At 45.9% G+C, this 24,177-nt stretch carries 18 protein-coding genes; 13 read left to right on the forward strand and 5 right to left on the reverse strand.

Translation table 11 applies throughout. The annotated features are described in order from the left end of the window. Nucleotides 1-23: 23 nt before the first annotated feature. Both OCU74_RS06135 and OCU74_RS06140 read left to right on the forward strand, forming a co-directional pair. Nucleotides 24-431 (forward strand): GFA family protein, encoded by a 408-nt coding sequence (locus tag OCU74_RS06135; protein WP_087478893.1) that lies wholly within the window; start codon nucleotides 24-26, stop codon nucleotides 429-431. Between the two features lie 83 nt (nucleotides 432-514). Next, the gene (locus tag OCU74_RS06140; protein WP_087478894.1) at nucleotides 515-871 is read left to right on the forward strand and encodes a cupin domain-containing protein; all 357 of its coding nucleotides are present in this window, start codon (nucleotides 515-517) and stop codon (nucleotides 869-871) included. Here OCU74_RS06140 and OCU74_RS06145 read toward each other — a convergent pair. The 4 genes from OCU74_RS06145 to OCU74_RS06165 all read right to left on the reverse strand — a co-directional run bounded on the left by OCU74_RS06145 (nucleotide 868) and on the right by OCU74_RS06165 (nucleotide 7,635). After that, nucleotides 868-1,482, reverse strand: coding sequence for a LysE family translocator (locus OCU74_RS06145; RefSeq protein WP_087478895.1), 615 nt, complete (start codon nucleotides 1,480-1,482; stop codon nucleotides 868-870). The genes OCU74_RS06140 and OCU74_RS06145 overlap by 4 nt on opposite strands. A gap of 653 nt (nucleotides 1,483-2,135) precedes the next feature. After that, on the reverse strand, nucleotides 2,136-3,539 hold the full coding sequence (locus tag OCU74_RS22045) for an RICIN domain-containing protein (RefSeq protein ID WP_200807632.1): 1,404 nt from the start codon (nucleotides 3,537-3,539) through the stop codon (nucleotides 2,136-2,138). Nucleotides 3,540-3,580: 41 nt separating this feature from the next. Then, the gene (locus OCU74_RS06160) at nucleotides 3,581-5,470 is read right to left on the reverse strand and encodes a cellulase family glycosylhydrolase (RefSeq protein WP_087478898.1); all 1,890 of its coding nucleotides are present in this window, start codon (nucleotides 5,468-5,470) and stop codon (nucleotides 3,581-3,583) included. Nucleotides 5,471-6,759: 1,289 nt separating this feature from the next. Beyond that, nucleotides 6,760-7,635, reverse strand: coding sequence for an NAD(P)-dependent oxidoreductase (locus tag OCU74_RS06165; RefSeq protein ID WP_087480033.1), 876 nt, complete (start codon nucleotides 7,633-7,635; stop codon nucleotides 6,760-6,762). 494 nt (nucleotides 7,636-8,129) lie between these two features. Here OCU74_RS06165 and OCU74_RS06170 point away from each other — a divergent pair, with 494 nt between their 5' ends. The 4 genes from OCU74_RS06170 (at nucleotide 8,130) to OCU74_RS06185 (ending at nucleotide 12,306) form a co-directional block, all read left to right on the forward strand. Beyond that, complete coding sequence (locus tag OCU74_RS06170; RefSeq protein ID WP_087478899.1) at nucleotides 8,130-9,737, forward strand: EAL domain-containing protein; 1,608 nt, start codon at nucleotides 8,130-8,132, stop codon at nucleotides 9,735-9,737. 117 nt (nucleotides 9,738-9,854) lie between these two features. Then, nucleotides 9,855-10,538: a 5-oxoprolinase subunit PxpB gene (pxpB, locus tag OCU74_RS06175; RefSeq protein ID WP_200807633.1), complete on the forward strand. Its 684-nt coding sequence runs from the start codon at nucleotides 9,855-9,857 to the stop codon at nucleotides 10,536-10,538. Then, nucleotides 10,531-11,472 carry a 5-oxoprolinase subunit C family protein gene (locus tag OCU74_RS06180; protein WP_087478900.1) on the forward strand — a complete coding sequence of 314 codons (942 nt, stop codon included), beginning with the start codon at nucleotides 10,531-10,533 and terminating at the stop codon, nucleotides 11,470-11,472. The genes pxpB and OCU74_RS06180 overlap by 8 nt, the downstream gene beginning before the upstream one ends. A gap of 78 nt (nucleotides 11,473-11,550) precedes the next feature. Further along, complete coding sequence (locus OCU74_RS06185; RefSeq protein WP_087478901.1) at nucleotides 11,551-12,306, forward strand: LamB/YcsF family protein; 756 nt, start codon at nucleotides 11,551-11,553, stop codon at nucleotides 12,304-12,306. Between the two features lie 31 nt (nucleotides 12,307-12,337). Here OCU74_RS06185 and alr read toward each other — a convergent pair whose 3' ends face one another. Continuing rightward, nucleotides 12,338-13,420, reverse strand: a complete 1,083-nt coding sequence (gene alr / locus OCU74_RS06190) for an alanine racemase (protein WP_087478902.1) — start codon at nucleotides 13,418-13,420, stop codon at nucleotides 12,338-12,340. Between the two features lie 913 nt (nucleotides 13,421-14,333). On the opposite strand from alr, the gene dgcN reads away from it, so the two are divergent. The 7 genes from dgcN (at nucleotide 14,334) to OCU74_RS06225 (ending at nucleotide 24,095) form a co-directional block, all read left to right on the forward strand. Then, nucleotides 14,334-15,341, forward strand: a complete 1,008-nt coding sequence (dgcN, locus tag OCU74_RS06195) for an N-acetyltransferase DgcN (RefSeq protein WP_087478903.1) — start codon at nucleotides 14,334-14,336, stop codon at nucleotides 15,339-15,341. Next, the gene (gene dgcA, locus OCU74_RS06200) at nucleotides 15,338-16,312 is read left to right on the forward strand and encodes an N-acetyl-D-Glu racemase DgcA (protein ID WP_087478904.1); all 975 of its coding nucleotides are present in this window, start codon (nucleotides 15,338-15,340) and stop codon (nucleotides 16,310-16,312) included. Before dgcN ends, dgcA begins: the two co-directional genes overlap by 4 nt. Before the next feature lie 11 nt (nucleotides 16,313-16,323). Further along, nucleotides 16,324-17,178: a D-amino-acid transaminase gene (locus OCU74_RS06205; RefSeq protein ID WP_087478905.1), complete on the forward strand. Its 855-nt coding sequence runs from the start codon at nucleotides 16,324-16,326 to the stop codon at nucleotides 17,176-17,178. A 203-nt stretch (nucleotides 17,179-17,381) separates the two neighbouring features. Beyond that, nucleotides 17,382-18,011, forward strand: coding sequence for a LysE family translocator (locus OCU74_RS06210; protein WP_087478906.1), 630 nt, complete (start codon nucleotides 17,382-17,384; stop codon nucleotides 18,009-18,011). Between the two features lie 350 nt (nucleotides 18,012-18,361). Further along, nucleotides 18,362-19,510: an efflux RND transporter periplasmic adaptor subunit gene (locus OCU74_RS06215; protein ID WP_087478907.1), complete on the forward strand. Its 1,149-nt coding sequence runs from the start codon at nucleotides 18,362-18,364 to the stop codon at nucleotides 19,508-19,510. A gap of 3 nt (nucleotides 19,511-19,513) precedes the next feature. Further along, nucleotides 19,514-22,666 carry an efflux RND transporter permease subunit gene (locus OCU74_RS06220; RefSeq protein ID WP_087478908.1) on the forward strand — a complete coding sequence of 1,051 codons (3,153 nt, stop codon included), beginning with the start codon at nucleotides 19,514-19,516 and terminating at the stop codon, nucleotides 22,664-22,666. Then, nucleotides 22,656-24,095: an efflux transporter outer membrane subunit gene (locus OCU74_RS06225; protein ID WP_087478909.1), complete on the forward strand. Its 1,440-nt coding sequence runs from the start codon at nucleotides 22,656-22,658 to the stop codon at nucleotides 24,093-24,095. The genes OCU74_RS06220 and OCU74_RS06225 overlap by 11 nt, the downstream gene beginning before the upstream one ends. Nucleotides 24,096-24,177 lie beyond the last annotated feature (82 nt).

Raw genomic sequence — 24,177 nt, forward strand, 5'->3', positions numbered from 1 at the left:
AGCAGGAACACAGGAGAAAGAGGATGAAAGTTTATCAGGGAAGTTGTTTATGTGGCCAGGTGACTTATGAAGTCCGGGGACTGAGTAAAAATGCTGCGCACTGTCACTGCTCAATGTGCCGCAAATTTCATGGTGCGGCATTCGGGACACTGTTTACTGCCGAACATGTACAGTGGACATCAGGACAGTCACTGGTGAAAGAATATGTTGCTCCGAACGGCACCACCCGGACTTTTTGCAGTGAGTGCGGTTCGAGTCTGGGATTCCGGGGGAAAGATGTACCTCAGGCACAAATGGAAGTCGCCATTGCCACGTTGGATGGTGATATTGACGTTACACCGGACGCGCATATTTACACCCGGTACAAAGCAAACTGGTATGTCATTGAAGATAATTTGTCCCAGTTCGGTGAAGGAAGAGAGGAAGGGTGAAATTTCCCCGGCAGAATCTGGAAAATAAGGATTTAGTTGTGTACTGTATGTAAATACAGTTGCCAGCAATGAGAAAATAATCAATGAAAGCGTCAGTTTCTGTTTCTTTATCTGCACAACGAGAATGGCAGGATACGCCTTATCCGGGGATTCGTTATGCATGGTTGCATCAGTCAGAACCCGGTCCGAATACGGCCCTGCTCCAGTTGGATCAAGGCGCTTTTCTCCCCAGACATCTGCATCCGGGCTGGGAACAGATCTATGTGATTTCCGGGCATATCGAAGTGAACGGATTTGATCTGTTTGCAAACGATCATATCTATATCGGGAAAGAACAGGCACATGAAGTGATTGCCCGGGAACCGTCACTCTACCAGACTGTTTCTGAAATCAGGGGAGTGACGTTTTGTGATGCTTCACCTTCCGGGCTGAATGATTAACGTTCCATTGCTGCCAGTTTGACGCCCATCAGGATGAATAATCCGGCAAAGCTTTTCTGGATCCGGCGTACGACTTTGGGTGACTGGATAATGGCATGACGGATTTTATTGGCCAGCAGGCCGTAGATGACGAATACGATAAAAGTCATCAGCATAAAAACCAGACTCAGTATCAGCATATACGGAACCGGAGATGTCTGCCCCGCAGGGACGAACTGGGGCAGAAAAGCCAGAAAGAAAATCGAAAGCTTCGGATTGAGAAGATTAATCAACACCGCTTTGGATGCGATGGTGAGGTAACCTGTCTGGTGAGACTCTTCATCAGTCAGGGTAAGTGCCCCCGAATCTTTCCACATTCCCCAGGCCAGATAAGCGAGATAAAGTACACCGACATATTTCAGTATCTGGAATAACACCGCACTGGCATGCAAAATTGCAGCAAGCCCGAATACACTGGCAACCAGATGCGGAATAATCCCTGCTGTACAACCTAATGCAGCATAGAGACTGGCTTTTGCTCCACGGGTCAGGCCGATAGATACGGTATAAAGCACACCGGTCCCGGGAAGTAATACAACGATTAATGAAGTGAGTAGAAATTCAATGGGCATATGAAGTCCTTATTCTTGTGCCGCTACCTTTCTTTTTAGGAAAAGTGTTCAGGGAATGTGAATGAGATGAGCATACCGGGATGGTGATAATTTCGCCATCTTTTTGGGTTTGGCTTGATAACTTTTGGCGTCACTCAAAAGTTACTGATGCGCGAGCTCTGAAGCTACTGAAATTGAAAGACTTACTGCACACCAAACCGTCACAAGCTAACCTGAGCAGCCTAACGATAGGGAATAAAAAAAGCCAACCACAAGAATTGTGATTGGCTGTCAATATGAACAATTTGGTTCACTAACAACGTCAGTTGGCTAGGTGACCCTCGGCTTAAAAGGGTCACTTTAACTATTGCAGTATGCGTGCCAATTTTTTATTTGTTTTTAATTTATTGATTTTAAATGGTTTGTATGAATAATCACCTAAATTCAATACTTCCATATTCATATGGGTGTTGCAAAGTGCAATTTATTTTTCATTTTGCAATGATTTATTCCATTAATATGATGTTTCTGTAGTATACGAGCCAGCAATCAGATCAGTGTGAGATGATGATAAGAATTTGTGGTTAGGGGAGAAGCGGTGAGGGGATATTATTGGGTGTTAAAAACGAACAGGCCACTCTTCCGAGTGACCTGTGTCTAGTGAATATTTCTGGTTAATATTTGGGCCAGCCGTTGCTATCCCAGTTTAGTGTACTAATTAACAACTTGGCATTACCGTTATCCGTTGCATCATATGCATGGCGTACGATGACATCAGTGTTGGCAATATCCTGACCACCGGGGCCAACCCATCTGTTGTTGCCGCCATCAAGTAAAGTACCACCACCATTCATCATGTCGTTACCATTTTTATCCAGATACGGACCGGCAATATCTGTGGCCCGGCCGTAACGGATCTGATAAGTACTATCCACGCCATTACAACAGCGACCTGTGGACACAAACAGATAATAGTAACCGCGACGGTACACAATACTTGGTGCTTCTATGCCACCGGAACGACTTGCCAGTCCTGAAATTTCTCCAATCGGTTTCATTGTGATTGGATTCAGACGAACCAGCTTGATACCAGAGCTCCATGAACCAAAGGTTAACCATGGATCTCCGTCTTTATCAATCACTAAGTCAGGGTCAATGGCATTGTAGTTATTGGCAGATGTTGTATTGATCACCATGCCGTGATCTTTCCAGTCACTTGCCGCTAAACTTGAGGCCGAAGCCAGGCCAATCGCTGACACGCGAGAACCAAAAGTCGAAACTGCATAGTAAAGCCACACCCGACCGTTATAATGCTTCACATCCGGAGCCCACACATCATCGTTTTTCAGGTTGGGTACATAGGTGTACCACCAACTTAAGCCACGAGGAAATACGGAGGGAAGTGGCTCCCAGTCCAAACCATTGTAACTGACTTTGCCATAAATACCGGTACCGGTCTGAAATTCCCACCAGGTACCATCTTCATAGGCGATTGTCGGATCGTGTGTGCCCAAATTGCCGCTTAAAGGCCAGTGATTGGTTCTGCCATTGGTAGATGAAGTATCCACCGGTTTGCCACCAGAGGCCTGTACTAAACTTAAGCGAAATTGCTGAACATCAAGATTATTGACCTCCCACTGATCAATATTTGCTCCATCAGATGTATCCCAGTCCCATAAATCCAGCGCTTTTCCGCTGTTTTTATTTACCAGCACATAATAGCTGTTACCGAGATCCCGAATGTCCCACTTTTGTGTGTCACCACCCCAATACTTCCATTGTGAAACATTATCGCCATCAGCCGTTCCAGCGCTGTATACTTCCATTGCTTTGGCACTGTTAAGGTTAATAATGGAGTAGTAGCCATCATCACGCTGAGTAATGATCCAACGTTGAGTGTTATGGCCGTTATCCGGCCATTGACTGACGTTGGCACCGTTACTGCTATCAGCATTCGCGACTTCGACTAACTTACCACTAACCTTCGACTGGATGGTATAGACACCATTCCTGACTTCTGCTTGTGCAGTTCCCGCGAGCATCGTGCCCGCAAGGAATATAATGTAGAGCGTTCTCATCAGAACCACCTTTCACTATATGAGAGATCAAATATCAACACTTACTTAGCTGTGACAGCGTTTGCGTCCCACAACCGTTGTAGCATGTCCCATTTTTCAGTTGCGAAACCTGTCCATGTACCCCAGCCTGATGTGTTGGTACGTGGATCATAGGCGTGAGTATACAAACCGCCGGTATCGTCTGATTCAGGGTTGATACTCCAGTAGCAACCTTCGATGTTTTTGTCTGACATGTAGTCAACAAGCGCATTTTGCCATTTTTGATCGTAGTCAGATTTTGGCAGGAAGCCCCACATATCCTGAATACGGATAGCTCCGGATCTTGGCCAGTCATAATGACCACCAAATTCACCCAGAACAACTGCATAGCCTTGATCTTTCAGGTAACCGAAGTGTTCTTCCCATCCTTGTTTCAACAGGGTAGGGTTAATCACGATGTTACATTTTGCTTTGGCAGCGGCATCTTCAGATAAGCCATTACATTCAGGTTGTGCTGGATCCAGGAATTGTTTCTGTACAGAAACAGAAGGACCGTAAGCATGTGGTGAAATAACTAAACGATCTTTTGGAATATCCAGTGGGCTGGTTGCCATGGAGAAGAAGTTTTCACCCCAGTTTGGATTTGTTTCTTCATTACCATGAGGGTTTTGTGTACCGTCTGATTTGACACTACCAATTCCTTCAACCCAGATAAGAACGTTTTTGTTCTCTTCATTGATTGCCTGATAAGCGTGTTCAGCCAGTGTTTTCCATTCTGTCCAGGTGTAATCCCATGGTTCGTTAAAGATATCGATACCCAGAATGTTATTGACTTTCAGATCATCCGCAAAACGTGCCAGTTGACGCAGGTCATCCAGCCATTTCTGTTCGTTGTATTCCTGAACAGTCACACCGTCACCAACATTTGTACCACATGAATAATCTTCACGTTTATAGATGTAGTTGTCACGAGTTGCATCGGTATATGGAGGTGTGGCATCCAGACGACCGGCACGCCAGCCCAGATAATTTGAGCAAGAGTGGATATCTAACAGGATATCAAGGCCATTTTGATCAGCCAGTTTGATGAAATCTTCCAGAGCCTGACGGGCATTTGTTGCACGAACAGACTGGTGGTTTTTAAATACGCGAGGCTGACCTTGCGGATCATTTGGATCCAAAGTCTGCGGCGCGATTGGAAGACGGATCAGGTTGATACCTTTGGCTTTAATTTCATCCATTGTTTGTTGGATTGTCCGGCCGGTACCCTGACTGTTGTTTGCCCAGAATGTGTTACCCACATAGAGCTCCATTGGTGCACCATTCGGGTTCGCTGAGTCGTTTGGTAGTTCATGACGACCTTCCAGACCGAACCATGAGCCGCAACGAAGTGGTTTAACTACATCATCTTTTGTGATACGACCGTCATCATTGACCCGGAATACGACCTGGTTACCATCAGTGTTACCGCCGCCAGTATCGCCACCACCAGTGTCACCACCGCCAGTGTCGCCGCCGCCAGTGTCACCACCGCCAGTGTCACCACCACCAGTGTCGCCGCCACCATTACATAGTGAACCGGTTAATGTTGGTGTTTCAGATGCGCCAGTTGCCTGGAAGCCGAATGTAGCACTGGAACCTGGTTGCAGATTACCGTTGTAGTCGACGTTGGTTGCAGTATAAGGGTTATTTCCGGATAGTACCGCGCCCCATATATTGGTAATTTGTGCCCCTTTTGTAAATTCCCAACCGGTATTCCATGCGGAAACGCTTGCGGAAGTGTCATTTGTTACCGTAACGCTTGCCACGAAACCAGCGCCCCAGTCATTCTGAACTTCATATGTACAACCTGCGTACGCAGAACCGGACAATGCAGCCAGAGCCAGACTGATACCAATACTCAAGGTGCGTTTTTGACAACTGATCTTTCTGAAAACATGCTGTTTTCTCATTTGTTGCTCCTTTAAATTATTTCTAAATCTTTATTTTTCTTGCTGGATATTATTTATTTCTATCCATAAATTAATTTTCACCCAAACACCTGACCCGAAAGTCATAAGCTGAGATAAAAAAGCCGAGCTTATTTACTTTGTTTGTAATCGGTTGCAACCCTGGGAAATATAGGAAACCATAGGTAACGACCGGGAAAATAAACGAAAGTAAAATTATCTCATAAAGCTCGTTAATCATTAGTTACTGAACAACTATCTGTCAAACTTTATTTGTGTCATAAATGAAGTTAATTATTGATCTGTTATTTTTATCGAAAAAAGCTATCCAATAAACTATATGCCTATCATCACGAATTATTTTATCGATAGGTGTAGAAATATATTTAATGTAAAATCAACATGATGATAAATTGACATAAAATTTGCAATAACATGTCATACGTTATATTTCATTGTGTTTTCCAAGGGTTGTGAGCTAATCGTATGTTGTATTGAAATTTATTCATGAACTAAGTTAGTTTATTCGTCAGTCACTTTTTCTTGCCTTAATTGTACTTATGTCAATTGATGACAATGGCCGTAGCAAACAGACACAACAAGGTATATCAGCGTGTGGGAGCTATGTTCTACTGTTATGTTTATTCAGAAAAATCAATGTGATTCAGTTCTAAATTATCTGACTTTATATGTTTTCTTTATCATGGTGAGCTTAACTGGAGATATCACTATATATGGACTTGTTACTCATTTTTATGAAAATTGAGGTGAGATATTCATTGAAGTCAGACAGATGATAAGTGTGATTCATTGAGAATCATTTTGTTCTGTGTAATAACATTTTTTTCAGCAAGAGAAGATGTTTTTCGTTTTATTTTTTTTGAAAAACTAAGATAAGATGATTTATATAAACACTATTAATGGTGATCCTTTTGGTCAAAAAAATGACATTTGCAATTGTCGGTCTGATTATAATGTTTGATAAAATAAAACGTTATTTTATTTTGTTGAGTTAGGCTTGGTGGGAAAGAATGAAGAAGGCTGTCTGTGATGATGTTTTCATGTGATGGAATTCTGACGATGATAGCTTAAGTTAAGGTTACAGATATTATCATATGAATTTAAGATGACATTTGGTAAGTGTCATCAATAGTGCTATCAACTAAATGATGATAGATTCAGTGTGGTTCTTTCCTGCTGAAATGAATTTCCTGTGATGCGGACAAGACCGGAACTCAGTTGTTCCGGCCGGAGTTTTCAGTTAACAGGAGTTTTCAGGTAACAGAAAGTGGTTATGCTTTATTGTAAGCTTTGATCAATACTGAAGTATCCATGCGACCCATACCTTGTGCCTGAAGTTCGGCGTACATAGCATCAACTTCTTTTGTCATAGGTAGATCAATCTGGTAACGGGCAGCTTCATTCAGGCAGAAGCCTAAGTCTTTTCTCATCCAGTCAATGGCAAAACCGAAATCAAACTTATTTTGTGACATGGTCACAGCCCGGTTTTCCATTTGCCATGAACCTGCGGCTCCATGCTTTAGTACATTGACGACTTGTTCTATGTCCAGATTGGCAGCCTGTGCAAGCTGTAGCGCCTCACTCAGCCCTTGCAGTATGCCGGCAATACAGATTTGATTGACCATTTTACAGCGTTGTCCCTGTCCGTGTTCCCCGAGCAACTCAGCTTGTCTGGCATAGTTTGCGATTACTGGCTGGATCTGAGTGAACACTTCTGTTTCACCGCCGCACATGATAGTGAGAACACCGTTTTCGGCACCAGCCTGACCTCCGGAAACCGGTGCATCGATAAATGAGATGCCTTTTTCCTGACATGCCTGAGCCAGTTCAAGTGCCAGTTCGGCGGAAGTCGTGGTGTGATCGACGATAACTGAGCCAGGTTGAGCACCTGCCAGAACACCATCATCACCATACATAACACTGCGGACATCATCATCGTTACCCACACAGAGAAAAATTGCTTCGCAGTTTTTGGCTGCAAGTTTTGGTGTGGCACAGGCTTTTCCGGGATATTGTTGTGTCCATGCTTCTGCTTTGGCTGCGGTCCGGTTATAGACATGAGTCTGATATCCGGCTTTAGCAAGATAGCCTGCCATTGGATATCCCATAACACCCAGGCCAATAAATGCGACATTTTTAATATTCATAAGTTCTCCTTTCCCTGCCCGTTGTTTATTGAAATATGTCATTGTGAGTGTTCAATAACTGAATATGAATCAGTCTGACAATCTGAATATGAGACAGACTATAAATTAACTCATTGACATATGTCAATGTGCTGTTGGCTGATTTTTCCTGAAATATTGAAGCCAGATATCTGTTCATTTATCGTCCTAAAATTAACAGGTATGCTCATTGTTCTTGTCGATGAACTTTTCGGGCGCTTCCTTCTGGTCATGAAAACTGAGAGGTCATACAGACGATTTTGTGGATGTCGTTAAAATAACAGACACTTTTAGTGTAGAATTAGACAATAAGCCCGATAATCTTAAGATGTATCTTGGAATTATCCGGGGATTATTTCATTGAATTCCCTGAACCCAAATGTCATTGAATACGGAAATAATAGGCATCAGGTGGAGCGGAGTCGGTTGCCCGGTCTGTTTTGCCTGAGTGTGGAAGTCGCAGAGTAGGATTTCATATGGCAGAGATTCCATCCGGTAGGCTGCATGGGACGAAAAAAATCAAATCGTATACTTTAGCTTTAGTGCTACCGGCGAAATTTGTGTTACTTGCAGTACTTTGTCTGGGCATTTTTGCTCAGGTGATGATGACAACTTTTCATCGGGAGGAGATGAAAGGGGTCGCTAATCTTGTACTCAGTCATGCAGATCATATTGCTACACAACTCGGGCAGGCGATTCAGTTGCTTTCCCGGACAAAAACTACTCCATGCAGTCCGGCTGATGAGCAGTTGATGCGGGAGATTCTGCATTCCAATCATTTCATTGCAGATATTGGCCGGACTGAGCGCGGAATGATCAAGTGTCTGATTCTGAATCAATTAAAAGCGCCACTCCGGGTTCCTGAGGCGCAGCATACCTCGAATGGCTATTCTTTTGTGAAGCGTTATCAATCCGATCAACTGGGTCATCTTCCGGTGGATCTGACTTATCGGGGAAATGTCATAGCAATGACGGCACCACGGGCATTTGAAGGATTTGAGATTTCTCCTCATTATACGGTGGAAGTCCGTACCGCAGATCTGAGCCATGTATTTGAACGCTTGGGTGATACTTCACTACCTGAGATCCATCTGGGGACATTTTTCGACCCTTTACTGATTAAAAAGCAGTGCACCCGTGAACCCTCTATTTGTGTGCTGGTCAGAGATAATTATCCTTTCCTCTATCATATTCTGAGCGGCCCGCTGCTGATTGTTTTTCTGATCGCCCTTGTGTTTATCTCAGTTAGCTACAAAATATGGGGAGATGCTGCTTCACAAGAGCGATTGCTGAAAAAGCGCTTGCGCAAAGCGATTGCTCATCGTCAGCTTTCGTTGGTATATCAGCCTAAATTTGTTCTGAAAGATGAGCGGATTCATGGATTTGAAGTTTTATGCCGTTGGCATGATCCTTTGCTGGGTTCTGTGAGTCCGGAGGTATTCATTCCTTTGGCAGAACAGACAAAGCAAATCAGACAACTGACATTGTTTGTCGTGGAGCAGTCAATTGAAGATATGGCGTTAATTTTACAAAGTCATCCGGAATATACGTTGAGTATTAATCTGGCCGTGGATGATTATCTGACTGAACCTTTTTTCAATCGGGTGACTGAGATTGTGAAAAAATATTCGGTGAATTTTAATCAGATTATTTTTGAAATTACCGAGCGCTCGTCATTTGGCTGTCAGGATGTGGTTTCCGTCTGTGACGCACTCCGGGTCCGTAATTTCAGAGTTTCTCTGGATGACTTTGGGACCGGCTATTCGAATCTCTCATGGCTGAGTGATATATATACGGATGAGATCAAGATTGATCGGATGTTTACCAGCGCTTTGGGGACAAATACGATTGCCGGCCGTACAGTCAATATGATGTTAGATCTGCTGGAAGGGTTTGACGATGTGACAGTTGTGTTGGAAGGTGTTGAAACCCGTGAACAGATTAGTTATTTACTGAAACGGGATATGGAATTGATTGGTCAGGGATGGTATTACGCAAAACCGATGTCAGTTAAAGATCTGAATGTTTTCATCCACAATCATCTGGTCAGAAAAATAGTTCAGGAAAAGCAAGCCAGATACTAGGGCGCGTTGACCTTTCGTGGTTGAATTTTGTTCAATCTGAACGGGTGTTGACTTGTGTGATGATTGGGGCGTTATCTGTTTTCCAGCCTGGAATCCTTTAATGATGGAGTGACTTGAGTGAAAGAAGCCGAGCGTATGCCCGAGGTTTACCGGCTGGGTGAGCACTGTTTTGTGCTTCAGGCTCCGGAACCGGTAACTCTGGCCCGGCAGCAGAAAATCTGGATGATCGCCGAACAGCTTCGGGCAAGAACTGAGATAGTAGATATCGTACCCGGAATGAATAATCTGACTGTCCGTATCCGGCCGGATGTTACAGAACATGAAAGCAATGAATATGAAAATATCCGCCGGCTGTTTTATCAGTACTGGACAGATGATGATGTTGTTTCAACGCTAGGACGCCAACTTGAAATTGCCGTGAAATTCGGAGGAAGCTACGGGCCGGATCTGGCACATGTAGCTGACAGTTCCGGGTTGAGTATTGATGAAGTGATTCGAATATATACGGCTGCTGAATACACGGTTTATTTTTTAGGATTTCAGCCCGGTTTTGCCTATTTAGGTGGTTTACCCAATATTTTAGCAACCCCAAGACATGCTTCACCACGGACAAGAATTCCGGCTGGCTCGGTTGGTATCGGGGGAGCACAGACAGGTATTTATCCGAATGCTTCTCCGGGAGGCTGGCAGGTGATTGGTCACACGGATGTGGTGTTGTTTGACCCACAAAGAGATCAACCTTCTTTTTGGTTACCGGGAGACCGGGTGAGATTTACTGTCACGGAGATTCATTATGATTGAAGTGATTCAGGCTGGGCCGGTGGTTACGGTTCAGGATCTTGGCAGAGAAGGATACCGGCATCACGGAGTTTCCCGGGCCGGAGCATTGGATGGCTTGGCGTTGACAATTGCCAATCGGTTGGTTGGCAATCCGGATAATACGGCAGGGCTGGAAATGATGTTTGGAGCGACCACTCTTTTATTTGAAAAAGATGTCTGTTTCGCTCTGACCGGAAGTGACTGTTTTGCAGTACTGGACGGGACACCGGTTTATCCGGGGTGGCGCTGTCATGCACAAGCCGGACAGATATTACGCTTAAGTGCGCCTAAACAGGGGCTTTGTGCTTATCTGGCCGTACGGGGTGGAATTAGTGTCCCTCCGGTGATGGGATCTGCTGCGACAGACTTACAGGCAGGTTTTGGTGGAGTTGACGGTCGGCCATTGCGAAAGGGCGACCGGCTTTTACTGGAAGAGAATCGTCAGCCTGCGCAGGTCGATCTCAGTGAAAAAGTCGGTGTTTTACTGCCGACAGCCGAGGCTGTCATTCGGGTATGTGCCGGTCCTGAAGCCGGAATGTATTCAGTACATGCCCGGAAACAGTTTTTTTCATCGGCATGGAAAATCAGTGTGAGTAGTAACCGGATGGGATTCCGGCTGGAAGGTTCTCCGATAGCAGAAACTCTCGATGGAAATCTATTGTCTCATGCTGTGTTTCCCGGTGTGATTCAGATTCCGCCGGATGGACAGCCGATCATTCTGGCTGCGGAGGGGCAAACCAGTGGCGGTTATCCGAGAATGGCTGTGGTAATTGACAGTGATTTATGGCGGTTAGGTCAGTTGCGTCCGGGTGAGATGATTTACTTTCAGGAAGTATCCTTACAGGAAGCTGCTGTTGCTGCGGATAAACAGGCTCATTATTTACAACGAATTGCGTTCGCATTAGCCTCACATTAAACAGGATATTGATTCACTTACATACAGGATTCAGTATTCTTACCAGAGCATACTGTTATCAGAATATAGAGGGAAAAAATGAATAGTGTCGATCTGAACTGTGACATGGGAGAGAGCTTCGGTACTTATTCACTCGGCAATGATGCAGCACTGATGGAATTTGTCAGTTCAGTGAATATTGCCTGTGGCTTTCATGCCGGTGATCCCGGTGTGATGCGGGATACAGTCAGGCTGGCACTAGAGAAAAATCTGGCGATAGGTGCACATCCTGGCCTGCCTGATCTGACAGGCTTTGGGCGTCGGGTGATGGAGATTTCTCCCCGGGAAGCCTATAACATAGTGGTTTATCAAATCGGGGCACTTGATGGTTTTGTCCGGGCTGGTGGTGGAAAGTTGCACCATGTGAAGCCTCACGGCGCTTTGTATAACATGGCAGCGAAAGATGAACAGCTGGCTCAGGCGATTGCACAGGCAGTGAAAGATACCGATCCGACGCTGGTGCTATATGGTTTATCGGGTAGTGCGTTGACTATCGCCGGAGAGAATGCCGGTCTGAACGTCGCCAATGAAGTATTTGCTGATCGCACCTATCAACCGGACGGAACGTTGACTCCCCGTTCCAGACCTGATGCTCTGATCCATTCCGATGAAGTAGCGTTGAATCAGGTTATCGGTATGATCCGGGAAGGTAAGGTGAGGGCAACGAATGGTCAGTGGGCTGATATTCGTGCCGACACCATATGTATTCATGGCGATGGTTCACATGCACTTGAGTTTGCCCGGAAAATAGCTCAGATGCTGACACAGCAGCACATCTCCATTCAAGCGGGGTGAACTCACCGCTCCTTTTTATTCAGACTTTCTCTTATTCATTAAGATACGTTCTGACTACACGCCGGGTTAACTGAATGACCAGCTCATATGGGATTGTACCGATTGATTTGGCAACCTGCTCCACCGGTAGGTTTTTGCCCCAGAATTCGACCCGGTCGCCGACCTGATCCGTTGCATCCGGTCCTAAATCGACGGTAATCATATCCATAGATATCCGGCCCGAGATAGGTACAAGACGCCCGTTAATATAAACAGGCGTACCATTGGGAGCCGATCTTGGATAACCATCTCCATATCCCATGGCAACTACGCCAATGCTGGTGTTCCGATCGGATGTCCAGTTTTCTCCATAACCGACCGGCTGATTTGCCTGATGCTGACGGACAGCAATCAGTTTTGACTGCAATGTCATTGCCGGTATCAGGTTGTGCTGTTGACCGGTTTCGTTGATATTGGGAGAAATTCCATACAGAGCAATTCCGGCCCGGACCGCGTCAAAGTAAGATGCGTCCCAGTACAGAATCCCGGCTGAGTTTGCCAGTGTTTTCATTCCTTGGTAAATCTGTGTCTGGGATTGAAAACGTTCGAGTTGTGCCTGTGTGGAAGGTGAATCCGGATCATCGGCACAACTGAAATGACTGATAAAGCCTACATCACCTGCAATTTTGTGGCTCTGTTCCAGCCGGGTAACATAAGTGTTCACTTCACCGGCCTGAACCCCCAGACGATGCATTCCTGTATCCAGTTTGAGCCAGACCGATACTTTCTGAGGTAGCGCCGTCTGTTCAAAGTCTTTCAGTTGTTCAATACAATGAATGGTGGTGTGAAAATTGTGCTGCGCTGCGAGCTGAAGGTCTTCCGGGCAGAAACATCCCTCCAACAGGAGAATCGGTTGGGAGATGCCGGCTTCACGTAATTCAAGAGCTTCTTCTATACGGGACACAGCGAACATATCCGCCTGCGCCAGCGCTCGTGCGACTTTGACGGCATTATGCCCGTAAGCATCGCCTTTTATCACTGCGATCAGCTGTTTTTCACTACCGCAGCGAGCTTTCAATGAGGTGTAATTATTCCTTAATGCATTTAAATCAATAACCGCTTCAGCAGTAATCATAATCGTTCCTGATTTTGGGCAATAATATAGGTCATCTGCAACTTCCTGTGATGGAGGTGCATGTCACCTGATAACAATGAATGTAAATTGTTAAACAAGGTGAATATCGAAGTGGGTGTGGCTTGTTGTGACCAATTCCCTTTAGCTTTAACAATATACAGATAGCAATATACAGGCCAGTGCTTTTCTCGCCGGAGAAGTTTTCTGACCGGATACTGACTTGTGAACATCACCCTCAGATACTGTGATTCTGGGAAATGCTGTGAATAATGCAGATGATTACGCTGTATTTTATTTTGTACTGGTTTGTATTCATTTGTTAGTTTTAAATCCCGTTGATTTTTATTGCTCAAATAACTATTTTCTTCATCAAATACACTGCCGGTATGATTTTGTTACGTAAAAAAGATGTTGTTCAGAAAAAGAAAATTCGCGATTAAAGCACCAATAGTGTGCATTTTGCACCATGGTTGTACGTTTGTGTTCCTGAGGTCTGAAGATATATACATACATTACTACATTTTTAGTGATTAACATCACATTTTTGTGATGTGGTAGCTATATAAGCAGATCAGTCTGAATCACTGATAAATGATGTATTTCGTGAAATTATATAAATTCAAAAAAATAGTGTGCACCATGCTTTTTTCTGAATCAGTGTGCGAGTCTGGAATAAGAAACTAAAAATTTCTATTGATCTGGGGTTTTCTATAAATAAGTAAAAATTTGCCGTTATGAATTTTTATTCGATAAAATCACCATTTGTGAATTTTTATTCATGCATTCTGCTCAAAAATGACTTCATTTCTAGTTTCCATTCCCTCAGGTTGTCATGTATTTTGCTCTGTAACCGATGATTGACCCAAAATGAACATTTTTACATTCACTCTTATTTGGATGGAGTTATAACGAGATGGAACTGAAGAAACCGTATTTATTGTTTTTAGGTGATGCTGCGGATGCATTAGCCGCTAAGGTTGCTCAGGGAATAAAAACATGGCGGCCGGAGTATTGTGTAGGACAGTTTCGTTTAGAGAACTGCAATGCCGATTGTGGCTTGAGTGATATGACGATTCAGGAAGCGGTTGCAGCCGGAGCGAAGACGCTGGTGATTGGTGTTGCAAACCGGGGAGGCATTATTTCTGACGAGTGGATCAATATCTTAGTTGAAGCGCTGGAAGCGGGGATGGATCTGGCTTCCGGTTTACATAATAAGCTGACAGATATTCCGGCGCTGGTTGAGTGTGCGGAAAAAAATGGTCGTTCTCTGTTCGATGTCCGCTATCCGACTCAGGCTTACCCGGTTGCCAATGGTAAGAAACGGGCTGGTAAGCGTTTACTGACGGTCGGAACAGACTGTTCTGTAGGGAAAATGTACACTTCTCTGGCTATTGAAAAAGAAATGCATGCGCGGGGAATAGATGCTGACTTCCGGGCAACCGGGCAAACCGGTATTCTGATTTCTGGCAATGGTGTGAGTGCTGACTGTGTTGTTGCCGATTTCATTTCCGGAGCTATTGAAACAATTTCTCCTGAGAATAAACCTGATCACTGGGATGTTATTGAAGGTCAGGGTTCGTTATTCCATGCCTCTTTTGCTGGGGTGACAACCGGATTGATTCACGGTTCTCAGGCGGATGCTCTGGTCCTCTGTCATGAGCCAACGCGTCAGCATATGCGTGGCTTGCCGGAATATGCGTTACCGGAAATTGATGTATGTATGGAAACGAATCTGGCTACGGCCCGTTTAACGAATCCGGATGTGCAGTTTGTCGGCGTTTCAGTTAACACATCAGCATTGGATGAAGATGCAGCAATGTCTTATATGGCCCGGCTTGAAGAACAGATCGGATTGCCGGTTATCGATCCTTTCCGTCAGGGTGTCGGACGTATTGTTGATCGTCTGGCGGCGTTGTCATGAATATTCGTCTTTACAGAAAAATCTGGCCGATCCGGGGAAGTTTTACCATTTCTCGTGGCAGTAAAACTTCTGCTGAAACGATTATTGTTGAGATTGAAAAAAACGGGGTTATCGGGCGGGGTGAATGTGTGCCCTATGCCCGTTACGGTGAATCTATTGAGCATGTGGCGGCACAGATTCAGGGGATTTTCCCTGAGATAAAATGTGGGATAAACCGTCAGCAGTTGCAGCCATTGTTACCGGCAGGAGCTGCCCGTAATGCGGTCGATTGTGCCATGTGGGATCTGGAATGTAAGCTTAGTAAACAAACGATCTGGTCACAGTTACAAATGTCACCTGCCGGGTTGACTACTGCTTATACCTTATCTCTGGATAAACCTCACAAAATGGAAGAAGCGGCCGTCGCAAATGCTTTCCGCCCGTTACTGAAGTTGAAACTGGGAGGTCCGGAAGATCTGGAACGTGTTCGTGCTGTCCGCCGTGGTGCGCCGCAGGCAACCATTATTCTGGATGCCAATGAAGCCTGGGATGTGGAAACATATAACGCGTTGATTCCTGAACTGGAAAAGCTGGAGGTTGCCATGATTGAACAGCCTTTCCATGCGGACGACGATGCGGTGTTAGAAGGGCTGGCCCGGCCGATTCCGATTTGTGCCGATGAGTCATGTCATGACCGGAGTAGTCTGAGCAAAGTTATCGGACGCTACGATATGATTAATATTAAGACCGACAAAACCGGTGGTCTGACCGAAGCTCTGGCTTTAAAACAGGAAGCTCAGGATGCGGGTTTACGCATTATGGTCGGCTGTATGCTCTCTTCTTCGCTGAGTATGGCTCCTGCATTTGTTGTGGCACAAGGGGTTGAAGTTGTTGACTTAGACGGCCCGCTGCTGCTGAGTCAGGATATTGAACACGGATTTGAATTCGAAAAAAATCAAATGTTGCCTTTTGGTTCAGAATTATGGGGATAAAAGGAAAAGTTATGGAACGGATTGTTTATGTCAATGGGGCGTATGTTCCTGAATCTGAGGCCAAAGTGTCTGTCTTTGACCGGGGTTTTCTGTTTGCCGATGCTGTTTATGAAGTCACATCGGTACTAGACGGCCGGCTGATTGATAATGCTGGTCATATTGCCCGGTTAGAGCGTTCCTGCCGTGAGCTGGAAATTAAAATGCCGGTTACTGCTGAAGAACTGACCTCAATTCAGCTGGCTCTGATTGAAAAAAATAAGCTGGTTGAAGGCGGAGTTTATCTGCAATTGACCCGGGGAAACGAAGGTGATCGTGATTTTTCTTACGGTGATGCGATTGAGCCGACACTAGTACTGTTTACCCAGGCTAAAAAACTGATCGATAGCCCGAAAGTACAAAGCGGCATTAAAGTGATTTCATTTGATGATATTCGCTGGAGACGCCGGGATATTAAAACGACCAGTCTGTTGCCTGCGTGTCTGGCAAAACATGCTGCCCATGCTGCCGGAGCTGACGATGTGTGGTTGCTGGAAAATGGTTACGTCACTGAAGGTGGTTCCAGTAACGCTTATATCATTACTCAGGAAGGAACATTGGTCACCCGGCCGCTCAGTAATGATATTCTGCATGGTATTACCCGGGCTGCGTTGATGAAACTGGCGCAGGAGACCGGGCTGAAGATCGAGGAACGCCTGTTTACGCTTGAAGAAGCCATGCAGGCCAAAGAAGCATTTATCAGTTCGGCAACAACATTTGTCTGGCCGGTTGTTGCCATTGATGACCAGCCGATAGGTAATGGTCAGCCGGGACCGATGGCACTGAAGTTAAGAGATATCTATATTCAGACCGCAAAAGCGTGTGCCTGATTCTGGATGTGATTCTCTCCGATAACCCAATCATTTTGATTGGGTTTTTTTATTTTCTACTGCGTGATTAGTTGGTTAGAACTTAATAAACAGGCTGTGAACACCAGTTATCGATAATATTCATTTTATAGCATGTTATTTATCAAATGATATGTTAGTCTGTCAGACCTATTTCGCTTGTTTGCATATGCTAAGGAAGCCTTATGCCGTTTCATCAGTGGATCATGTTTTTGATGGTTGTTGCTGCGTTGATTGCGCTTCCCGGGCCGTCATCTCTGTTATGTATGACTCATGGTGCCCGCTACGGTAGTAAAAAAGCGCTTGCTGCAATTGTTGGCGGATGTATGGCTGCATTAACTTTGATGGGACTTTCCGTACTAGGTGTCGGGGCGATACTACAGGCATCCACGACATTGTTTCTGGTTCTGAAGTTAGCCGGAGCTGCTTATCTGATCTATCTGGGAATTTCGGCATGGCGATCAGCGCCTGTTCAACTGGAGGTTCCGGATGAGTGTGTGGAGACTCGGTTTTTCTCTGTCTGGCAAGGAATGAAGGCTGGTTACATGGTTGGAATTGGTAATCCGAAAGACCTGCTGTTTTTCGGCGCATTATTTCCCCAGTTTATTGATACGACATCAGCCGTTGTTCCGCAGCTATCGATCCTGGCTGCGACTTGGCTGGTGCTGGATTTTAGTCTGATGTTTGCCTACGCGGTTGCAGGGAAAAGTATTGCCCGTTTTCTGTCTCGTCTGGGGGGCGGAAAGTTGTTTAACCGTTTGTCAGGTAGTGCTTTTATTCTGTCAGGCGGAGCGGTGGCAATGGCCAGTCGCTGATTCAGTGAGTGGCTTGCTCATGATCGCTAGTCCTTAATTGATAGATTAATCATATTAATTACTTCAATTGAGTAAAAATCATTCCTCATTAACCACTCTTTAACCCTTGAAATGCCTAGAATACGGTCAATCCTCTGTCATTTTGTGACGGTATGATTTGTGTTGGCTGACAATACGCCTCACCAAAGTTACATTTACGAACATTTACAGCACTTTACGCCACTTTGTTTGTAAAAAAATTTTCGTTATGTAACTGTAAGCACAATGCTGAAACCGCACACGGAACAATAAATGAAGTTCTGGAGTTCGATGACTTCAGAACCAGTAGCATAGTTTTAGGAGAGTAATGCATGACGAAAATCGTCCCCTTTTATCGCCAGTCATTGGTTGCACTTGGGTTGGCGTTGGCTCTGGCCGGATGTCAGCCAGATGCCACAGAATCTGCAGCCAGTCAGCAGCCACAGGCTGTTGCAGTGGATGCTGTTGCGATCCAGTATCATTCGGTTGAGCTGACAACCAGGCTTCCCGGGCGTACCAGTGCCTATCGGGTTGCGGAAGTCAGACCTCAGGTGGCTGGAATTATAACCAAACGGTTGTTTGTTGAAGGCAGCACCGTTAAGAAAGGTGAAGTGCTGTATCAGATTGATCCTGCCACTTATGAAGCGACGCTGGACAGTGCGAAAGCCAGCCTTGCCTCGGCACAAGCTACATTAGAAAAAGCTAAACTCCAGGCTGATCGTTATCAGGAACTGGTGAAAAGCCGTGCAATCAGTGAACAGGACTATGAAGATTCACGCGCTACTTACCGTGAAGCTCTGGCTGCGGTGATGTCCGCTGAGGCTTCGGTAAAATCTGCCCAGATTAATCTGGACTATACCCAGATTAAAGCTCCGATTTCCGGACGAATTGGTAAATCGAGTGTTACGGAAGGCGCATTGGTCACTGCCAATCAGACCGATTATCTGGCCACCATTCAGCAACTTGATCCTTTATATGTCGATCTGTCTCAGTCCAGTAGTGAGTTGTTGAAACTGAGAAAGCAGGCTGCGAACAGTGAGCAGAAACTCAGTGGTATCAAGCTGAGTCTGGATGACGGAACAAAGATTGAACAGGAAGCCACCTTACAGTTTGCGGATGTGACCGTAAATGAAAATACCGGAACGGTAAACCTGCGGGCATTGTTGCCCAACCCGGATCAGATGCTGTTACCGGGACTTTATGTCAGAGCTGATGTCCCGACTGAATATCGTGAGCAGGCGCTTTTAGTCCCACTGACGGCAGTTACCCGGGATTCGCAGGGGCAAGCCCACATAATGGTAATTAATGCTGAAAATAAGGTAGAAGACCGAATCATTGTGACAAACCGGATTATTGGTTCTCAGTGGTTGGTTGACTCTGGTCTGAAAGTCGGGGAAAAGGTCGTTGTCAGTGGATTACAAAAGATTCGGACAGGTAGTCTGGTGACGGCAAATATGACAGAGACAGCGCAGGGGCAATAATATATGGTTCGCTTTTTTATCGACAGACCGATTTTTGCATGGGTGATTGCGATCGTCATCATGCTTGCCGGTATTCTGTCTGTCAAAATATTACCAATTGAACAGTATCCGCAGATTGCGCCTCCGGCTGTAAGTATCTCAGGAATGTATACCGGTGCATCGGCGAAAACTGTAGAAGACAGTGTTACTCAGGTTATCGAACAGAATATGAATGGTATCGACAATCTGCTGTATATGTCTTCAAACAGTGATTCCTCTGGTACATTTTCTATTCGTCTGACTTTTGCCACCGGAACAGATCCGGATATTGCGCAGGTTCAGGTCCAGAATAAATTATCCGCGGTTGAATCCTCACTACCGGATTCGGTTGTGACTCAAGGGATTACGGTTGCAAAATCAACCAGTAGCTTTCTGATGGTGGTCGGTTTCATTTCATCAGACGGCAGCATGAACAATACCGAGATTGCTGACTACATTGTATCGCAAGTCAAGGATCCGATTAGTCGTGTTCAGGGGGTTGGTGAAGCTCAGGTTTTCGGCGCACAACATGCGATGCGGATCTGGCTGGATCCTCATAAACTGAATAAGTTCAGCCTGACCTCTAGTGACGTTCTCAGTGCGATCCGGGCTCAGAATACTCAGGTCTCCGTCGGTGAACTGGGCGGAACACCGGCAGTTAAGGGCCAGCAACTGACGGCAACAATTACTGCCCAAGGGCGTCTGAGTACGGTGGAAGAGTTTAAAAATATCCTGCTGAAGGTGGATACCAACGGTTCTCAGATCCGCTTGCAGGATGTTGCTCGTGTCGAAATGGGCGGTGAAGGTTATGCTGCAGTGGCCGAGTACAATGGTTTGCCTGCCACCGGGATTGCGATCCGATTGTCCACAGGTGCTAATGCGCTGGATACGGCGGATGCCGTCCGGGCTAAAATGGACGAACTGAAAGAGTTCTTTCCAAGTGCTCTGAAAATTGTTTACCCATATGACACAACTCCGTTCGTTAAAATTTCGATTGAAGAAGTGGTACAGACGCTGATTGAAGCGATCGTTCTGGTATTTCTGGTGATGTACCTCTTCCTGCAAAATTTCCGGGCAACGCTGATTCCTACAATTGCTGTACCGGTTGTTCTGTTGGGAACCATGGGAATCATGTCGGCCTTTGGCTTTTCCATCAATACCCTGACAATGTTTGGTCTGGTTCTGGCGATTGGTTTGCTGGTGGATGACGCGATTGTTGTGGTTGAAAACGTCGAGAGGGTGATGGCTGAGGATGGTTTGTCTCCGTTGGAGGCGACCCGTAAATCGATGGGGCAGATTACCGGAGCCCTGATTGGTATTGCACTGGTATTGAGTGCGGTGTTTGTGCCAATGGCTTTCTTTGGTGGGGCGGCCGGTGCAATTTATCGTCAGTTCTCGCTGACCATCGTTTCTTCAATGGTCTTGTCTGTATTGGTTGCAATGATTCTGACGCCGGCACTCTGTGCGACGATTCTGAGACCGCTGTCAGAAGGAAGTCATCAGGCCAAACGTGGCCCGATTGCATTATTTAACCGACTGTTCAATCAGGGGACAATTCGCTATCGGGGTACGGTAGAGAAAGGGATTCATCAGAAATTCAGATATGTGATTGTTTATGCTCTGATTGTTGGTGGTTTAGGGCTGTTATGGAACAAACTACCGACATCGTTTCTTCCTGATGAGGATCAGGGCGTTCTGATGGTCATGGTGAAACTGCCGGCCGGAGCGACTCAGGAAAGAACACTGGATGTGATGGAACAGATCCGTGGGCACTTCCTGCAGAATGAAAAAGATAATGTTGTGTCTGTCTTTACCGTTGCCGGGTTTAGTTTTGCCGGACGGGGACAAAATATGGGAATGGGGTTTGTCAAACTGACAGACTGGAGTGAACGGACCGATCCATCCCGGTCAGTCGATGCGATTATCGGACGGGCCTGGGGAGCACTCGGCCAGATTAAAGAGGCTCAGATATTTGCCTTTAACTTGCCTCCGATGCCGTCTCTGGGTACATCGAGTGGGTTTGATGCTTATCTGGTTGACCGGGGTAACTTAGGACACGAAACACTGATTCAGGCACGTAACCAACTATTGGGTATGGCAGCACAGAATCCGAATCTGGTTTCTGTCCGGCCAAATGGTATGGAAGACACGGCACAGTTCCGTATTGATATCGATTATGAAAAAGCGATGGCAATGGGAGTCTCTGTCAGTGATATTAACTCGACACTATCAACGGCGTGGGGATCAACTTATGTGAATGACTTTGTTGATAATGGGCGGATTAAGAAAGTTTACGTTCAGGCGGATGCACCGTTCCGGATGAATCCGGAAGACTTTAGTCTCTGGCATATCCGTAACGCCGCCGGTGATATGGTTCCGTTTGATGCTTTTGCGAAAACTTACTGGACTTTCGGTTCTCCCCGTTTAGAGCGCTTTAATGCATCGCCTGCGGTGAATATTCAGGGAGCAGCTGCACCCGGAAAGAGCTCGGGTGAAGCGATGCTGGAGATTGAAAAACTGGTGCAACAACTACCACAGGGAATCGGTGTGGAATGGAGCGGGTCCTCATATCAGGAAAGACAGTCCGGTTCTCAGGCTAGTTTGCTTTATGGCATCTCTCTGTTAATTGTCTTCCTCTGTCTGGCCGCGCTTTATGAAAGCTGGAGTGTTCCTTTCTCCGTTATGCTGATTGTTCCGCTGGGAATTTTCGGCGCTGTACTGGCAACGACACTCAAAGGGCTGTCGAATGACGTTTACTTCCAGGTTGGTCTGCTGACTACGATTGGTTTGTCGGCTAAAAACGCAATATTGATTGTTGAGTTTGCCAAAGCACAGTACGACCAGGGAATGGATTTATTCAAAGCGACGGTTGAAGCGTGCCGGATGCGTTTACGTCCTATTCTGATGACTTCTTTCGCATTCATTCTCGGCGTTCTGCCGCTGGCACTGAGTACCGGTGCCGGTGCAGCCAGCCGGAATGCAATCGGCTGGGGTGTTGTCGGTGGTATGGCATCAGCGACCGTATTATCTATTTTCTTTGTCCCGGTATTCTTTGTATTGGTGATGAAATTATTCAGAACCAAACCAAGAGATGTCTCTACCACACCTGTTGCGGAGGAAACAACGGATGCAAATTAAGTTACTGCCGATTCTGGTTGCCGCTGTTTTGAGTGGGTGTAGTCTGGCTCCGGATTATCAAAAGCCGGACACGCCTTCGACTGAAGGTTGGCAAGGGGTTGAAACGACTCAGGTGGCTGAGACTGTTTTGCCTGAGTGGCGCACTTTTATGCCGGATAAAAGATTGCAGTCTCTGATTGAACTGGCTCTGGCAAATAATAAGGATTTAAAAACCACACTGCTGAACGTTGCTTCTCTGCGGGCTGCTTACCGGATTCAGGATGCAGAACGTTATCCCGGACTGGATGCGGCTGGCAGTGGTTCAAGAACGCGTTTCTCTGACGCTTATACTGATGCCGGGAAGTCATATGCTTCCCAGTATACGGCGACAGTTGGTGTCACCAGCTATGAACTGGATCTGTTCGGGCGGGTGAAAAACCTTAGTGATCAGGCTCTGGAACGCTATTTATCTCAGGATGAGATTCGCCGTAGTACGGTGATTGCCCTGATGAGTGAAGTGACAACGTCCTATATAAACCTGCTGACCAACCAGGAATTACTAAAGCTGACAGCAGATACTGTGGACGCATATCAGGAAACACTGTCACTGGTTCAGACCCGGTATGATGCAGGTTATAGTGATGCGTTAACTCTTGCCCAGAGCAAAACGGCTTTACATAGTGCTCAGGCAACACTGGCTCAGTATAAACTGGCTGTTGCTCAGGAATATAATGCGCTAAGACAACTGGTTGGTGCGCCTATCATGAAGTATATCGATGGTCGTTTACCCGAAGAAGAAGGGCAGATGTTATCTGAGCTGAAAGTCGGGACACCATCTGAATTGTTACTGAGTCGTCCGGATATTCTGGCTGCCGAACATACACTTAAGGCGGCCAATGCCAATGTCGGTGCTGCCCGAGCGGCATTTTTCCCGAGTATCCGCTTGACCGGCAGTGCCGGGACCGCCAGCAATTCGTTGTCGGGGCTGTTTAATTCAGATTCGGGATACTGGCAGTTCGCGCCTTCTGTTTCTGTGCCTATCTTTGACTGGGGCAGCAATCAGGCTTCTCTGGATGTCGCAAAAATACAAAAGCAGAGCTCGGTTGTTGCATACCAGAAAGCAATTGAAACGGCTTTTAAAGAAGTATCTGATGCTTTACTGGGTCAGGAATTCTACATGGAAGAGTGGAAGGCTCAGCAGAAGAATCTGGCAGCGAACAAAGAGTACTACGAGCTGGCGAGAATGCGTTATGAAAAAGGCAATGATAGTTACATCGATCTGCTGGATGCACAGCGTTCGCTATTCAGTGCCAGAGAAAGTGAACTGTCATCGCATTTAAACCTGCTGACCAGCCGGGTGAATTTGTATAAAGCTTTAGGTGGTGGCTGGCGTGCTGCCGATCAGGAAACATCAACTCAGGTTTCCACTGTAATAAAAACGGTTGAATAGTAAACGGCAAAAGTATTCTTCTGTCTGACTAAGAAAGCGTGCAATTGGCACGCTTTCTTTTTGTCATTGAGGAATGATTGCT

This window comes from Vibrio mangrovi, assembly GCF_024346955.1.
Classification (GTDB): Bacteria; Pseudomonadota; Gammaproteobacteria; order Enterobacterales; family Vibrionaceae; genus Vibrio; species Vibrio mangrovi.

What these genes read in the sequence shown, in the direction of transcription:
- OCU74_RS06135 (WP_087478893.1), top strand. Translation starts at nt 24, where the DNA reads ATGAAAGTTTATCAGGGAAGTTGTTTATGTGGCCAGGTGACTTATGAA.
- OCU74_RS06140 (WP_087478894.1), top strand. Translation starts at nt 515, where the DNA reads ATGAAAGCGTCAGTTTCTGTTTCTTTATCTGCACAACGAGAATGGCAG.
- OCU74_RS06145 (WP_087478895.1), bottom strand. Translation starts at nt 1,482, where the DNA reads ATGCCCATTGAATTTCTACTCACTTCATTAATCGTTGTATTACTTCCC.
- OCU74_RS22045 (WP_200807632.1), bottom strand. Translation starts at nt 3,539, where the DNA reads ATGAGAACGCTCTACATTATATTCCTTGCGGGCACGATGCTCGCGGGA.
- OCU74_RS06160 (WP_087478898.1), bottom strand. Translation starts at nt 5,470, where the DNA reads ATGAGAAAACAGCATGTTTTCAGAAAGATCAGTTGTCAAAAACGCACC.
- OCU74_RS06165 (WP_087480033.1), bottom strand. Translation starts at nt 7,635, where the DNA reads ATGAATATTAAAAATGTCGCATTTATTGGCCTGGGTGTTATGGGATAT.
- OCU74_RS06170 (WP_087478899.1), top strand. Translation starts at nt 8,130, where the DNA reads ATGGCAGAGATTCCATCCGGTAGGCTGCATGGGACGAAAAAAATCAAA.
- OCU74_RS06180 (WP_087478900.1), top strand. Translation starts at nt 10,531, where the DNA reads ATGATTGAAGTGATTCAGGCTGGGCCGGTGGTTACGGTTCAGGATCTT.
- OCU74_RS06185 (WP_087478901.1), top strand. Translation starts at nt 11,551, where the DNA reads ATGAATAGTGTCGATCTGAACTGTGACATGGGAGAGAGCTTCGGTACT.
- alr (WP_087478902.1), bottom strand. Translation starts at nt 13,420, where the DNA reads ATGATTACTGCTGAAGCGGTTATTGATTTAAATGCATTAAGGAATAAT.
- dgcN (WP_087478903.1), top strand. Translation starts at nt 14,334, where the DNA reads ATGGAACTGAAGAAACCGTATTTATTGTTTTTAGGTGATGCTGCGGAT.
- dgcA (WP_087478904.1), top strand. Translation starts at nt 15,338, where the DNA reads ATGAATATTCGTCTTTACAGAAAAATCTGGCCGATCCGGGGAAGTTTT.
- OCU74_RS06205 (WP_087478905.1), top strand. Translation starts at nt 16,324, where the DNA reads ATGGAACGGATTGTTTATGTCAATGGGGCGTATGTTCCTGAATCTGAG.
- OCU74_RS06210 (WP_087478906.1), top strand. Translation starts at nt 17,382, where the DNA reads ATGCCGTTTCATCAGTGGATCATGTTTTTGATGGTTGTTGCTGCGTTG.
- OCU74_RS06215 (WP_087478907.1), top strand. Translation starts at nt 18,362, where the DNA reads ATGACGAAAATCGTCCCCTTTTATCGCCAGTCATTGGTTGCACTTGGG.
- OCU74_RS06220 (WP_087478908.1), top strand. Translation starts at nt 19,514, where the DNA reads ATGGTTCGCTTTTTTATCGACAGACCGATTTTTGCATGGGTGATTGCG.
- OCU74_RS06225 (WP_087478909.1), top strand. Translation starts at nt 22,656, where the DNA reads ATGCAAATTAAGTTACTGCCGATTCTGGTTGCCGCTGTTTTGAGTGGG.